This window comes from Puerhibacterium puerhi, from assembly GCF_009846865.1.
Lineage (GTDB): Bacteria > Actinomycetota > Actinomycetes > Actinomycetales > Cellulomonadaceae > Puerhibacterium > Puerhibacterium puerhi.
The window spans coordinates 23,246-36,864 of sequence record NZ_WUWN01000010.1 but is presented as its reverse complement, the minus strand read 5'-3'; the positions used below and the strand labels follow the sequence as shown (position 1 = coordinate 36,864).

Below are 13,619 nucleotides of genomic sequence, written 5' to 3'. Positions count from 1 at the left end.
TGCGCGCCGGAACCGTATTTGGTCCGCCCGCGGGCCCCGCCTTACATGGACGGTCGACCAAGACGAGCGATCCGCTCGCCGCACCGGACCTTCGAGGAACCGAGCGCTTGACTGTCACGCACCTTACCCGAGCTTCCCTGCGCCACCAGCGGGAGGCCAGACGAGCACGCCTGCGCCGCTCCGGCGCGGCCGCCCTGGCCACCGCCGCGCTGGCCGCCACCCTCGTCACCGCCAGCCTCGGTGACGACGCCACCGCCGCCACCGCCGAGCCCGCGAGCCCTGCGGCGAGCGCGACGGCCCCCGCCACGCCCACCGCCCCGGTGCCGCCGGCGACGGCGGACGCCGTCGCCAAGGCCGGCCGCGTGCTGGGCCGCGCCGACTTCGTCGTCCACGAGTCCGCCGCGAGCCGCGCGGAGCGCTCGCAGATCGCGAAGGCGACCACGCAGCTGCGCAAGCTGGTGGACCGCAGCACCGGCGCCGCCGCACCCGCCACGACGTCGGCGCCGACCGACGCCGCGGCCACCGAGCGCCGTGGCGCCGCGGCGTCGCGAGCCGGTGAGCGCGGCACGCGCGCGGCTGCGCCAGGCGCCGCCCGGGGCGCCGCACCGGCCACCTCCGCGGCCGCCGCCGCGCCGGCGCTCGCCCTCGTGCCGTCGTCGCCGCAGGCCGCGGCGTGGCGCACGACGCCCCTGTCGAAGACTCTGTCGAGCACGCTGCCGAGCACGCTGTCGACGCCCCTGTCGAAGACCGCGCCGGCGGCCCCGGACGCCGGGGCGCCCGCCGAGCCGGAGCCCGCGGGCACCGCGGACGCCGCCACCCGCGCGGGTGCGCCCGCCGCCCTCGGCGCCAAGGCCGAGGCCGAGCTGACGACGACCACGCAGACCCTCGAGTCGCTGCTGAAGGACGCCTCCGCGGCGGCGGCCGTCGACGTCGAGCCGCGCCCGGTCGTCAAGCCGAAGCCGAAGTCGAAGCCCCGGGCGGCGGCCCGGCCGGAGGCGGCCGGCCAGCAGGCAGCGGCGGCCGCGGTCGACCGGAACCGCGCCGCGAAGGCCGCACGTGCGGCCGCCGGGGCCCGCAACGGCCGCGTGCCCGCCGAGGCGCTGTGCGAGCTGCCGTTCGCGGGGGGCGAGCAGCTGCGCTGCGACGCCGTCGAGGCGCTCACGCGCCTCGACGCCGCCTACCGCGCGCAGTTCGGGACGCACCTGTCGATCAACGACTCCTACCGCTCGTTCGAGGCGCAGGTCGCCGTCAAGGCCTCCCGCGGGTTCTGGGCCGCCAAGCCCGGCTACTCCAACCACGGCTGGGGCGTGGCGGTCGACCTCGGCGGGGGCATCCAGGAGCGCTCGAGCGCCCAGCACGCGTGGATGGTGCAGCACGCCGGCCGCTACGGCTGGCGCAACCCCGACTGGGCGCAGGCGGACGGGCGCAAGCCCGAGGCCTGGCACTGGGAGTACGGCACGCGCGACTGACGCGCCGAGCCCCAGCGCCGAGCCCCCAGCACGCCGAGCCCCAGCGCCGAGCCGCAGCGCGCCGCCCCGCCCCCGCGCCCCCGCGGCGCCGGGCGGGGCGGCACGGCCCTCTACGCTGGGGCCCATGCGCGTTCTCGTCACCGGCGGCGCCGGCTACATCGGGTCCCACACCGTGCTCGCCCTCGTGGCGGCCGGGCACGACGTCGTCGTCGTGGACGACTTCTCCAACGCCAAGAAGGCGGTGGTCTCCCGGCTCGAGGAGCTCGCCGGGCGGCAGATCCCGGTGCACGCCTTCGACCTCACCGACGCGGCGCGCACCGACGAGCTGTTCGCCACCGAGCAGATCGACGCGGTGATCCACTTCGCGGCGTTCAAGGCCGTGGGCGAGAGCGTCCAGAAGCCGGCCATGTACTACCGCAACAACCTCGACACCACGCTGTCGCTCGTCGAGGCCATGCAGCGGCACGGCGTCACGCGGTTCGTGTTCTCCTCCTCGGCCACGGTGTACGGCGAGCACGCGCCCGTGCCGTACCAGGAGGACTGGGACCGGCTCGACTCCAGCAACCCGTACGGCCAGACCAAGGTGATGATCGAGCGGATCCTCACCGACGTCGCCGCGGTCGACGAGGCGTGGCGCGTCGCGCTGCTGCGGTACTTCAACCCGGTCGGCGCGCACCCCTCGGGCCGCATCGGCGAGGACCCCACCGGCACGCCCAACAACCTGATGCCGTACCTGTCCCAGGTGGCGGTGGGCCGCCGCGAGAAGCTCACGATCTTCGGCGGCGACTACCCGACCGCCGACGGCACCGGCGAGCGCGACTACATCCACGTCGAGGACCTCGCCACGGGGCACGTCGCGGCGCTCGAGCACCTCGACACCATGGTGACGCGCACCCGCGCGTTCAACCTCGGCACCGGGACCGGCACGTCGGTGCTGTCGCTCCTGCGCGCCTTCGAGCGCGCCGTCGGCCGCGAGCTGCCCTACGAGATCGGCCCGCGCCGGCCGGGCGACCTCGCGGTCACCTACGCGGACCCGGCCCGCGCCCACGCCGAGCTGGGCTGGCGCGCCACCCGCACCATCGACGACATGTGCGCCGACACCTGGCGCTGGCAGTCGCAGAACCCGCAGGGCTACCCGGAGGACTGAGCCCCTCCTGGACCCGCAGGCTCCCGCGCACCTCGGTGCGCGGGAGCCTGCGCCGTCGTGCGGCCCGGCGGACCTGCCGCCCCGCGACCCCCGCGGCCCCGGCGGCGCGACGAGCGGTCAGGCGACGACCGCGGCCGCCATGAGCGCGACCGACCCCGCGCCCGCCAGCGCCCCGACGCGGGCAGCGGGGGACGCGCCCGCGCGCCGGGCGCCCGTGGCGCAGCCGGCGACGACGAACGCCCCGGCCCCGAGCAGCCCGGCGGCGGTCAGGGGGTCCGCCCCGCCGTGGTGGTGCGCGGTGGCGGCCCCCACCGGCGGATGGCCCGCCATCGCGGCGGTGAGGACCGCCATGACGAGCAGGCAGCCGACGTGCAGCAGGTGGGAGGGGCGGTCGACGGCGGTCGCCGCCGCGCCCGGGGCCGCGGCACGGCCCGCGGCGCCGCGCTCGCAGGAGCGCAGCACCGCCGTGGCGGCCAGGGCGCACGCCACGAGGACCGCGCTCCAGGCCAGGGCGGGCACGCCGCCCGGGACCAGCGCGGCGTCGGCCATCGCGACGAGCATGACCAGCCCGGTGGCCAGCGCGACGGCGCCGCACCGACCCCGGACCGGGGTGCACGCCACCGCGAGCGCCGCGGGGGCGAGCGCGGCGGCGTGCACCCAGGTGGCGATCATCCGCTCCTCACCCGTGGTGGTGCGGGCAGGGACCGTCGCCGTGGGCGCCGCCGCAGCACTGCCCGTGCCCGGCGGTGGTGCCGGGTGCGCAGTGGGCGGAGGTGGACGCCGGGACGTCGAGGGTGGGGTTGCGGTCGAAGAAGCCGTACGGCTTGAGCGTGAACTTCGCGTAGTCCACGGGCATGACCGGCCAGTCCTCGGTGCGCGGGAAGTGGGTGAGGCCGAACGTGTGCCACAGCACGACGTCCTGGCCGTCCAGGTCGCGGTCGGCGGCCTGGAAGGCGGGCAGGCCGGCGTCGCCGGGGTGCTGGTTGACGTAGGTGCCGGCGGCGTAGCGCTCGTCGTCGGCGAACCGGGTGACCCACACGTGCTTGGTGGCGAAGGCGGCGCGGCGGGTGATCGAGGCCTCCGGCGCGGCCAGGAGCGTGGGGGTGTCCTGGGCCTGCAGCACGTAGGCGGTCGGGCGGCCCATGCGGTTGGTGCGCTCGGTGGACAGCACGTGCCAGGTGCGGCCCACGGACCCGTCGGCGAGGCGGGCCGCGTCGGCCTCGGTCGTGAGGCGGGTGCGCCGGGCCGTGAAGCCGTTGCCGTAGGGGTTGGTCTCGGACACGGGCAGCCGCACGGCGTCGACCTCCTCGACGGCGTTGGCGGTGCCGTCCACGTCCATGTCCAGCCGGGCGGAGAACAGGTGCTGGTGGTACGGGGCGCCCAGGCCGGGGGCGACGTGGGAGGCGAACGGGTAGGGCTCGCCGTCCGGGCCGTCGCCCGGGTAGGCCGAGGAGAACAGGAAGCCGGTGAGCTTGGCCTCGCACTCGATCGTGCCGTCCAGGTACAGGTACCAGTAGAAGCCGTAGTCGTAGTTGCCCACGGTGGTGAAGAACGAGATCACCAGGCGGCGCTGGCGCCGGGTCTCGTCGACGCCGGTGAAGATGTCGGAGTGCTTCCACAGCACGCCGAAGTCCTCCTCGTGCATGCAGATGCCGTTCCTGACCACGCGGGGGTTGCCGCGCTCGTCGGCCAGGGTGACGTCGAGGTAGTGGATCTCGCCGAGGCAGTCGCAGCCCAGCTCCAGGGAGTTGACGTACCTGCCGAACAGGTACTCCCCGGTGTCGAAGTAGTTCTGCCAGTACCGGGTCGGCGACGGGTCGGCGTAGGGCACCACCATCTCGGAGATCGAGGCGCGGTAGACCACCGGTCGGTGCTCGCCGGCGTCGTCGATGCCGATGCGGTGCAGCACCAGGCCCTCGCGCGCGTCGAACGAGACGCGCACCTGCCAGCCCTCCCAGGTCACCAGCCCGTCCTCGGCCACCTGCAAGGAGGCGCCCTGCGGCTGGGTGATCTCGATCGGCAGCAGCGTCGCGCGCGGGGAGCCGGCCAGGTCCGGCTCGGTGTAGTTGGCGTGCTCGGCGGGCACCGGCATCACCGCGTGGTCGACCACCCGGGTCACCTCGCGCGTCGTCAGGTCCAGGTAGGCCACGAGGCCGTCCACCGGGTGCGCCCACGGGTGGTCGGCCGGGTGGTCCATCCGGAAGGCGAACACCCGGGCCATCCGCCGCCCGGCCTCCTCGGGGGCCCCGAAGTGACCCGCCGACAGCGGCACGGTCACCACCTGCTCGGGCGCCAGCCCGCGCCGCGCCAGCGCGGCCACCCAGTCCGCCGAGCCGGCCACGATCGCCGGCACGAGCTCGAACTCCTCGTCGAGGATCGGCAGCTGGCCGACCTCGGCGGTGACGAGCTCCTCGGCGGACACCACGGCAGCGGCGGCAAGGTCCACGACAGCGTCGTGGGACACGCCGGTGGCCAGGTCGAGCAGCTGCACCCGCGCCTGCCGCGCGGGCGCCGGCGCGATGCCGGCCTCCCAGGCCAGCACGTCCGCCTTGGGCGCCTCCAGCAGCCCGACGTAGACGAAGCGGGTCGTCTCGCCCACCAGCCCGGCGGCCTCCAGGGCGCCGCGCGCGGTGGCGATCTCGGCGGCGGTGAGGGAGGCCAGCGGGTGGCGGGCCGGGGCGTCCGGCGTCGGGCCCGGCGTCGCGCTGCGCGCGGGCGTCTCGGTGACGGTCATGGGTGGTTCCTCTCGGGTGGTGCGGGCGGTGCGAGACGGTGGCGCCGGGCCGTGTCAGGAGATGGCGTCGGCGATGCGCTGGTAGGAGGCCGGGCGACGGCGGCGCAGCACCTCGGCCTGCACCCAGCCGACCAGCGGGAAGACGACGACCAGGCCGAGCAGCACGAGGCTGACCGCGCCGAAGGTCGGGTTGCCGGCGGCGTCGACGTCGCTCACCAGCAGGGGGAAGTTGGCGACGATGGCCGCGGCGGCGGCGAGCAGGCCCACCAGGCCGAGCGCGGGGGCGACGCGGGTGTTCCACGCGCGGGTGTCGTCCCGGTGCCGCGTGAACCAGACGATGACCGCGAGGCTGGTCACCGCCATGAGCACGGCGATCGCGATCGTCGAGACGCCGGACAGCCAGGTGAAGACCTGCAGCATCGGGTCCCACCCCAGGGCCGCGAACACGGCGGTGAGCACGGCCGCGGTGGCCGTCTGGACCAGCGACGAGGTGTGCGGCGAGGCGTGCCGGGCGTGCACCCTGCCGAGCCGCCCGGGCAGCACGCCGGCGTGCGCCATCGAGTGCTGGTAGCGGGCGACGACGTTGTGGAAGCTCAGCACGCAGGCGAACATGCTCGTCACCAGCAGCACGTTGACGATGACCTGGCCGGCGGTCCCGAGGTACTTCGCGGTGGTGACCATGAGCATCGCGCCCGGGTCCTGCGCCGCGACGTCGACCACCTCGTCGGGGCCCCAGGCCATGACGATGCCCCAGGTGGCCACGGTGTAGAAGACGGCGACGCCGACGACGGCGGCGTAGGTGGCGCGCGGGATGGTCCGGTCGGGGTCGCGGGCCTCGTCGCGGAAGATCGCCGTCGACTCGAAGCCGATGAACGCGGCGATGGCCATCATCAGGCCGATGGCCGGCGAGCCGGACATCACGGTGGCCGGCTCGAACGGCGTCAGCGACAGGCCGTCGGCGCCGCCCGTCACCAGCACGCCGGCCACGACGGCCAGGACGATGGCGATCTCGGCGACCAGCAGCACCCCGAGCACCTTCGACGACAGGTCGATGTGCCGGTACCCGAGCAGGCCCACACAGGCGACGACCAGCAGCGTCCACAGCCACCAGGGCAGCGTCACGCCGAGCCCGGCGAAGGTCGTGGCCAGCACGTAGCCCAGGTAGCCGTAGACGGCCACCTGCACGGTGGTGTAGCTCAGCAGCGCCAGGAACGCCGCGGCGAGGCCCGGGCGGCGCCCCAGCCCGTAGCCGACGTAGGTGAAGAACGCGCCGGGGCGGGGCACGCTGCGCGTCATCGTCGCCAGCCCCACGGAGAACAGCAGCAGGACGACGCCGGCGGCGACGTAGAGGGCGGGATATCCGGCGCCGTTGCCGAGCAGGATGCCGAGCGGTGCGGCACCGCCGACGACGGTCAGCGGCGAGGCGGCGGCCACGACCATGAACACGATGGCTGTGGGGCCGAGCGTGCCGGCCAGGGTGCGGGCGCCGGCCGGCGCGGGCGCGGCGGCCGCCGGGGAGGCCGGGGAGGGGACGGGAGCGACGGGTGCGGACATCGACGGGCTCCTTCGAGGGCAGCGTCGGCAGGCGGCGCGGCAGGGCGCGGCGCGCGCAGTGCCGGGCAGGTGGGGCCGGGCAGGTGGGGCCGGGGAAGCGGGGCTGCGGCCGGTGGGGTGGCCCGGTCGCGACGCGTCGCGCGGTCCCCCTCGTGGCGGGGCCGGTGGCGGCGTGACCTCAGTTTTCTGTACAGCCGTACAGGAAAGGTTGCGCGCCCGTAAAAGGCCCGTTGCGATCGAGGTCCGTCGTGTTACCGACGGGGACGCGCGTGCCGACACCGACGGGCTATGGTCCTCGGGTGCCCCGGATCGTCGACCACGAGCAGCGACGCGCCGAGTTCGTCGAGGCCGCGTGGCAGCTCGTCGCCGCCGAGGGGATCGAGGCGCTGACCACCCGCCGCATCGCCGAGGTCACCGGCCGGTCCAACGGGGCGCTGCTCTACTACTTCCCCAACAAGCAGTCAGTCGTCACGGCGGTCCTGCGGTACGCCTTCGAGGCGACGAACCGCCGCGCCGACGCTGCCGACCCCCGCCGTCGGGGGCTGGCCGGGCTGCGGACGCTGTGCCTGGAGATCATGCCGCTCGACGACGTGCGCACCCTCGAGGCACGCATCGTGGTCACGTTCTGGCAGCAGGCGCTGACCTCGGCCGAGAACCGGCGCCTGTTCACCGCCGAGCTGGCCACGTGGCGCGAGGAGATGCTGCAGCGCCTGCGCGAGGGCCAGGCCGACGGCGACGTCGCGGCGGACCTCGACCTCGTCGCCGCGGTGGACGAGCTGCAGGCGATGCTGATGGGCCTGCAGGCGCTGCGCGTGGTCGACCCCGCCACCACGACACCCGAGCGCCAGCTGGCCCAGCTCGACGCCTTCCTGGCCCGGCTGCGCGCCTGAGGCGCGCGCCTGAGGCGCCGCGCGCCTCAGGCCCAGCCGAGCTCGTGCAGCCGCTCGTCGTCGATGCCGAAGTGGTGGGCGATCTCGTGCACCACGGTGACCGCCACCTCCTCGACCACGTCCTCGCGGGTGTCGCAGATCGCCAGCGTGGGGTTGCGGAAGATCGTGATGCGGTCGGGCAGCGCGCCGGCCGCCCACGCCAGGTCCCGCTCGGTGAGCGGCACCCCCTCGTACAGGCCCAGCAGCTCGGGGTCGTCGGCCGGCGCGTCGTCCTCCACGAGCACGACGACGTTGTCCATCTGCGCGGCCAGGTCCGGCGGGACGAGGTCGAGCCCGTCCGCGACCGCGTCCTCGAAGTCCTCGCGCGACATCTCGACCGCCACGGTGCCCCTCTCCCCGCGGCGCCCGGGCGCCGCCGTCGTCCTGCGCCGCCCGCCGGCGCCGCCCTCGCGCCGTGGTGGCGCGGCCCCATCCTCGCCGACGACGGCCCCGGCGCACCACGACGCGACCCACCACGGCGGCGGCGCACCGGTATGCTGGCGGCCGTCCAGCCCCCATCGTCTAGCGGCCTAGGACCCCGCCCTTTCACGGCGGTAGCACGGGTTCGAATCCCGTTGGGGGTACGCGACCACCCTCGCCCGAGGGCGGTCCAGATGATGCGTCTTCCCAGGTCAGAGGCCGATTTCAGGTTTCCGGCGGGGTGGGGTACGCTTCTTCTCGGCTCGAACGGCGGGAACGCCGGCGGAGTCAAGGCCCTGTAGCGCAGTTGGTTAGCGCGCCGCCCTGTCACGGCGGAGGTCGCGGGTTCAAGTCCCGTCAGGGTCGCGCACCAGGCGCCCGGATCGTCGGAAACGACGCCCCGGGCGTTCGTGTCCGAGGCTCTGTAGCTCAGTTGGTAGAGCGCACGACTGAAAATCGTGAGGTCAGGGGATCGACGCCCCTCGGAGCCACCGGAACGAGACCCCCGGATCCACCAGGATCCGGGGGTCTTTCCGTTCCCCGGCCCGGTCCGCGCGCGCCGCGCCCGGCGCGGGGACACGTGCGGGGGGCCGCGGCCCCGCGACCTGCGGCGCCGTCGTCGGGCCCCCGAATTGCCGGGACCAGCGCGTCCAGGTTGAGTGGGGCCCGTAGTCCTGCGAATCTTCACCTCAGGACCACCAAGGATGGAGCCACGGATGACCGACTGGGACGACGGCAGCAGCACACCGCCGAGGGCGCAGCAACCCACGCTGGGCAAGCTCGTCGAGCAGCTCTCGGAGCAGGCCACGCGCCTCGTGCGAGCCGAGATCGCGCTCGCCAAGACCGAGATGACCGCGAAGGCCAAGCGCTTCGGGATCGGTGCCGGCCTCGTCGCCGCCGCGCTGGTAATCCTGCTCTACGCCGTCGGCGTGCTCATCTGGGCGGCCATCACCGGCCTGGCCGAGGCGTGGCCGCTGTGGCTGTCCGCGCTGGTGATCGGCCTGGCCATGATGCTCGTCGCGGGCCTGTTGGTGCTCGTGGCGATGCAGCTGATCAAGCGCGCCGCCACGCGGCCGGAGACGATCGACCGCGTCAAGGAGGACATCAACGCGGTCAAGGAGGGGATGCACCGGTGAGCGTCGAGGACAAGCTGCCGCGCCCCGCTGCCGGCGTGGGCGGTCCCGCGCCCGACGGCAAGGGGCCCACGCCGTACGAGCTGAGGTCCGAGGTGGAGCGCGCCCGCGCCGAGCTGGGCGCCACGATCGACGCGCTGACCACGCGCCTGTCCCCCGCCTACCAGGCCCAGCAGCTGGGCGACGCCGCGCGCACCGCCGCCCAGGACGCCGGGACGTTCCTCACGGGCAACGGCCTGCCGCGCGACGGCGACCGCGCCCGCAACGCCAAGGTCCTGCTGGGCGCCGTCGTCACCTGCGTGGCCGTCGTCACCCTCGCGGTGGTCCGCTGGGCGCGCCGCTGACGCCCGCCGCCCCACCGGGCGAGCCCGGACAGCACCGTGCCCGACGGCGGGTCTCCGCCGTCGGGCACGGTGCTGTGGTGGCTCCTGCACGGGCCGGCGGCGGCGACGCCGCGGCCCGCGGTCCGCTTACTTGTCGGCGCCCTCGGCGTTCTCCGACGCGGCCCCGAGCAGCGCCCGGACCTCGGACTCCTTGTACCGGCGGTGCCCGCCGAGGGTCCGGATCGACGAGAGCTTGCCCGCCTTGGCCCATCGCGTGACCGTCTTGGGGTCGACACGGAACAGGCTCGCGACCTCGGCGGGCGTGAGCAGCACCTCAGACTCTCCGTGGAGCGACATCCCGACACCTTCCCTCATCGGCGACGGCCGGCCCGGGGGTTCCCGGGCGCAGAGGCGTCCGTCGTCCCACTATTGTCGCTGCAAGGTCGACATATGCGACTTGGTGACAGGATGAAAAATGCCCAACCTGGGCTGGTTGAGGCGGGATGACCTGCGCAATCGCCCCATGTCGGGCCCGCGGGGACCCCCGTCTCGCGCCCACGGAGTGACACGCCGTCTCGCAACGTGACGCTGTCGACTCCGCGTGGAGTGGAGGGAATCGCCCCGGTTCCTGTACCGTTGTGGACTGAACAGACACGCACTTACTCCGGGGCCGCACGTCTGAGCACGTCGCCGCCCCGCTCCTACGTTGAGGGGGAGCCATGGGCCGCGGCCGACAGAAGGCAAAGCAGACCAAGGTTGCTCGCGCGCTGAAGTACTACAGCCCCGAGACGAACTATCACGCGCTGGAGCAGGAGCTCAGGGGTAGCGGTCGCACCGACCTCGCCACCGAGGACCGGTTCGGTTCCGACGCCGACGACGAGTACGACAACCAGTACTCGACGTGGGTGGACGACGAGCGCTGATTTCTGAGCCGGTTGCAGCCGGTTCTCCAGAAGTGACGAGGGGCCGGACGGTGCTGCGCACCGTCCGGCCCCTCGTGTGCTCCCGGCACCCGGCCAGCCGTCAGAACCGGTAGTCCCCCACCAGCCGGACGGCGCCGCCGTCGACACCCTTGGTCCCGGCCACGAGGTCCTGCGCGGGAGCGTCGGCGTCGAGCTCGCCGACCGCGCCGAGCACCCACGCGGGCACGCCGAGCGCCGCGAGCCGCGCGAGCGCGGCGTCGCCGCCGTCCCGGCCGACGACCGCCACCATGCCGACGCCGAGGTTGAGCGTGCCCTCGAGGTCGCGGACCGGCACCTGGCCGAGCTCGCGCACGAGGCCGAACACCGGCGGCACCTGCCAGGTGTCGCGGTCGACCGTCGCGACGAGGCCGGCGGGCAGCACGCGGGCCAGGTTGGCGGCCAGGCCGCCGCCCGTGACGTGGGTGAACGCGTGCACCTGCGCGGCGTCGTCGGCCGCCAGCACCAGCACGTCCGAGGCGTACACGCGGGTGGGCTCGAGGAGCTCCTCCCCCACGGTGCGGCCCAGCTCGTCGACGTGCCGCTCGAGCCCCCAGCCGGCGTGCTTGAGCACGGCGCGCACGAGGGAGTAGCCGTTGGAGTGCAGGCCGCTGGAGGCCATGCCGATCAGCAGGTCCCCGGGCCGGACGCGCTCCGGGCCCAGCACCTTGTCGGCCTCGACGATGCCGGTGGCGGCGCCCGCGACGTCGTACTCGTCCGGGGCGAGCAGCCCGGGGTGCTCCGCCGTCTCGCCGCCCACCAGCGCGGTGCCGGCGACCTCGCACGCCTGGGCGATGCCCCGCACGATGTCCGCGATGCGCTCGGGCACGACCTTGCCCGTGGCGATGTAGTCGGTCATGAACAGCGGCTTGGCGCCGACCACGACGATGTCGTCCACGACCATGCCCACCAGGTCGAAGCCGATCGTGTCGTGCTTGTCGAGGGCCTGGGCGATGGCCACCTTGGTGCCCACGCCGTCGGTCGACGTGGCGAGCAGCGGCGCGCGGTAGCCCTGGAAGGCCGACAGGTCGTAGAGCCCGGCGAACCCGCCCACGCCGCCCAGCACGGCGGGGCCGTGGGTGCGCCGCACGGCGTCCTTCATCAGCTCGACGGCCTTGTCGCCCGCCTCGGTGTCGACGCCGGCGGCGGCGTAGGTCAGGCCTTCGTTCGTCACGTCGTGGTGCTCCTCGTGCAGGGGTCGCAGGCTCGCGCCGCAGGGTGTCTCAGCGGTGGCTCGGGTGGCTCAGGGGGTGCTGCAGGCTCAGGGGTGCTGCAGCGACGCGCCGCCGCCGGCCGCGACCGACAGGGAGCGCAGGCCGTCCTCCGGCGCGCCGAGCGGCAGCTCCTCCTGCTCCAGCAGGTGCTTGCCGAGCTGGTCCTCGGGCGGCAGCTCGATGGGGTACTTGCCGGTGAAGCAGGCGGCGCACAGCTGCGACGCCGGCTGCTCGGTCGCGGCGATCATCCCGTCGAGCGAGATGAAGCCGAGCGAGTCGGCGCCGAGGGACTGACCGATCTCCTCGGGCGCGAGGCCGTTGGCGATGAGCTCGGCGCGGGAGGCGAAGTCGATGCCGTAGAAGCACGGCCACTTCACGGGCGGGGAGGAGATGCGCACGTGCACCTCGGCGGCACCGGCCTCGCGCAGCATGCGCACCAGGGCGCGCTGGGTGTTGCCGCGCACGATCGAGTCGTCGACGACGACGAGGCGCTTGCCGCGGATGACCTCGCGCAGCGGGTTGAGCTTGAGCCGGATGCCGAGCTGGCGCAGCGTGTCCGACGGCTGGATGAACGTGCGGCCGACGTAGGCGTTCTTGGTCAGGCCCTGGCCGAACGGGATCCCGGACTCCTGGGCGTACCCCACGGCCGCCGGCGTGCCGGACTCGGGCGTCGGGATGACCAGGTCCGCCTCGACGGGGTGCTCGCGGGCCAGCACGCGGCCCATCTCGACGCGGGAGGCGTGCACGGAGCGGCCGTTGATGGAGGTGTCCGGGCGCGCCAGGTAGACGTACTCGAAGACGCAGCCGGCGCGCTGCGTCTCGGCGAACCGGTGGGAGCGCAGGCCGTCGGCGTCGATCATGATCAGCTCGCCCGGCTCGACCTCGCGCACGTACGACGCGCCGACGATGTCCAGGGCGGGCGTCTCGGAGGCGACGACCCAGCCGCGCTCCAGACGGCCCAGCACGAGGGGGCGCACGCCCTGCGGGTCGCGGGCGGCGTAGAGGGTGCGCTCGTCCATGAACACGAGCGAGAAGGCCCCGCGCAGGCGCGGCAGCACCTCCATCGCCGTCTGCTCGAGGGTGTGGTCCGGGTCGCCCGCGAGGAGCGCGGTGACCAGGGCCGTGTCCGTGGTGTTGCCGCGCGCGAGCTCGCCGCGGCGCTGGGCGCCGTACCGCTCGGCGACGAGGTTGACCAGCTCGGCGGAGTTCGTCAGGTTGCCGTTGTGGCCCAGGGCCACGGTGCCCGACGCCGTGGCGCCGAGCGTCGGCTGGGCGTTCTCCCACGTCACGCCGCCGGTGGTCGAGTAGCGGCAGTGCCCGACGGCGATGTGGCCCTGCAGGGCGTTGAGCGCCGTCTCGTCGAAGACCTGGGAGACCAGGCCCATGTCCTTGTAGACGAGGATCTGCTCGCCGTTGCTGGTCGCGATGCCCGCGGACTCCTGCCCGCGGTGCTGGAGCGCGTAGAGGCCGAAGTAGGCGAGCTTGGCGACCTCCTCACCAGGTGCCCAGACGCCGAAGACGCCACAGGCGTCCTGCGGCCCCTTCTCGCCGGGCATCAGGTCGTGGTTGAGACGGCCGTCAGGGCGCAGAGGCATGACCCGAGTATTTCACAGGGGTCCGGACGGGGTGTCCCGGCGTCCGGCGACCGGATGCGCGCCCGCCGTCGAGCCCGCTGCTCGTGAGGTCGGCACCTCGTCGCGAGGTCGGCACCTCGGGGTGCCGACCTCGCGACGAGCT

General features: G+C 74.3%; 13 protein-coding genes and 3 tRNA genes. 9 read left to right on the top strand and 7 right to left on the bottom strand.

Going from position 1 to position 13,619, the window contains the following annotated elements:
• The first annotated feature begins 107 nt into the window (after nt 1–107).
• Complete coding sequence (locus GSF02_RS07665; RefSeq protein ID WP_159794401.1) at nt 108–1,469, top strand: M15 family metallopeptidase; 1,362 nt, start codon at nt 108–110, stop codon at nt 1,467–1,469.
• Between the two features lie 124 nt (nt 1,470–1,593).
• Nucleotides 1,594–2,616: a UDP-glucose 4-epimerase GalE gene (galE, locus tag GSF02_RS07660; RefSeq protein WP_159794399.1), complete on the top strand. Its 1,023-nt coding sequence runs from the start codon at nt 1,594–1,596 to the stop codon at nt 2,614–2,616.
• A gap of 117 nt (nt 2,617–2,733) precedes the next feature.
• On the opposite strand, the gene GSF02_RS07655 is transcribed toward galE, so the two are convergent.
• The 3 genes from GSF02_RS07655 to GSF02_RS07645 are packed head-to-tail and all read right to left on the bottom strand — an operon-like array spanning nt 2,734 to nt 6,904.
• Complete coding sequence (locus GSF02_RS07655) at nt 2,734–3,288, bottom strand: hypothetical protein (RefSeq protein WP_159794397.1); 555 nt, start codon at nt 3,286–3,288, stop codon at nt 2,734–2,736.
• Nucleotides 3,289–3,295: 7 nt separating this feature from the next.
• Nucleotides 3,296–5,350, bottom strand: coding sequence for a primary-amine oxidase (locus GSF02_RS07650; RefSeq protein WP_159794395.1), 2,055 nt, complete (start codon nt 5,348–5,350; stop codon nt 3,296–3,298).
• A 54-nt stretch (nt 5,351–5,404) separates the two neighbouring features.
• Nucleotides 5,405–6,904: an APC family permease gene (locus GSF02_RS07645; protein WP_159794393.1), complete on the bottom strand. Its 1,500-nt coding sequence runs from the start codon at nt 6,902–6,904 to the stop codon at nt 5,405–5,407.
• 299 nt (nt 6,905–7,203) lie between these two features.
• Here GSF02_RS07645 and GSF02_RS07640 point away from each other — a divergent pair, with 299 nt between their 5' ends.
• Nucleotides 7,204–7,794 (top strand): TetR/AcrR family transcriptional regulator, encoded by a 591-nt coding sequence (locus GSF02_RS07640; protein WP_159794391.1) that lies wholly within the window; start codon nt 7,204–7,206, stop codon nt 7,792–7,794.
• Nucleotides 7,795–7,820: 26 nt separating this feature from the next.
• Here GSF02_RS07640 and GSF02_RS07635 read toward each other — a convergent pair whose 3' ends face one another.
• A complete protein-coding gene (locus tag GSF02_RS07635) occupies nt 7,821–8,165 on the bottom strand; it encodes a metallopeptidase family protein (protein ID WP_159794559.1) in 345 nt (114 codons plus the stop codon).
• Nucleotides 8,166–8,344: 179 nt separating this feature from the next.
• Here GSF02_RS07635 and GSF02_RS07630 point away from each other — a divergent pair.
• From GSF02_RS07630 to GSF02_RS07610, 5 genes are all read left to right on the top strand, one after another.
• A tRNA-Glu gene (locus tag GSF02_RS07630) sits at nt 8,345–8,417 on the top strand.
• 128 nt (nt 8,418–8,545) lie between these two features.
• A tRNA-Asp gene (locus tag GSF02_RS07625) sits at nt 8,546–8,619 on the top strand.
• Nucleotides 8,620–8,671: 52 nt separating this feature from the next.
• Nucleotides 8,672–8,744: transfer RNA gene (locus GSF02_RS07620), tRNA-Phe, on the top strand.
• Between the two features lie 225 nt (nt 8,745–8,969).
• The gene (locus GSF02_RS07615) at nt 8,970–9,389 is read left to right on the top strand and encodes a phage holin family protein (RefSeq protein WP_159794389.1); all 420 of its coding nucleotides are present in this window, start codon (nt 8,970–8,972) and stop codon (nt 9,387–9,389) included.
• The gene (locus GSF02_RS07610) at nt 9,386–9,730 is read left to right on the top strand and encodes a DUF3618 domain-containing protein (RefSeq protein ID WP_159794387.1); all 345 of its coding nucleotides are present in this window, start codon (nt 9,386–9,388) and stop codon (nt 9,728–9,730) included. Before GSF02_RS07615 ends, GSF02_RS07610 begins: the two co-directional genes overlap by 4 nt.
• Nucleotides 9,731–9,856: 126 nt before the next feature.
• Here the strand turns inward: GSF02_RS07610 and GSF02_RS07605 are convergent, their stop codons facing one another.
• Nucleotides 9,857–10,066, bottom strand: coding sequence for a BldC family transcriptional regulator (locus GSF02_RS07605; protein ID WP_159794385.1), 210 nt, complete (start codon nt 10,064–10,066; stop codon nt 9,857–9,859).
• Nucleotides 10,067–10,428: 362 nt separating this feature from the next.
• Here GSF02_RS07605 and GSF02_RS07600 point away from each other — a divergent pair, with 362 nt between their 5' ends.
• The gene (locus tag GSF02_RS07600) at nt 10,429–10,632 is read left to right on the top strand and encodes a DUF3073 domain-containing protein (protein ID WP_159794383.1); all 204 of its coding nucleotides are present in this window, start codon (nt 10,429–10,431) and stop codon (nt 10,630–10,632) included.
• 100 nt (nt 10,633–10,732) lie between these two features.
• Here GSF02_RS07600 and purM read toward each other — a convergent pair whose 3' ends face one another.
• Both purM and purF read right to left on the bottom strand, forming a co-directional pair.
• Entirely contained in the window at nt 10,733–11,842 is a 1,110-nt protein-coding gene (gene purM / locus GSF02_RS07595; RefSeq protein WP_159794381.1) for a phosphoribosylformylglycinamidine cyclo-ligase, read from the bottom strand.
• An 87-nt stretch (nt 11,843–11,929) separates the two neighbouring features.
• Entirely contained in the window at nt 11,930–13,477 is a 1,548-nt protein-coding gene (gene purF, locus GSF02_RS07590) for an amidophosphoribosyltransferase (RefSeq protein ID WP_159794379.1), read from the bottom strand.
• Nucleotides 13,478–13,619: the final 142 nt, after the last annotated feature.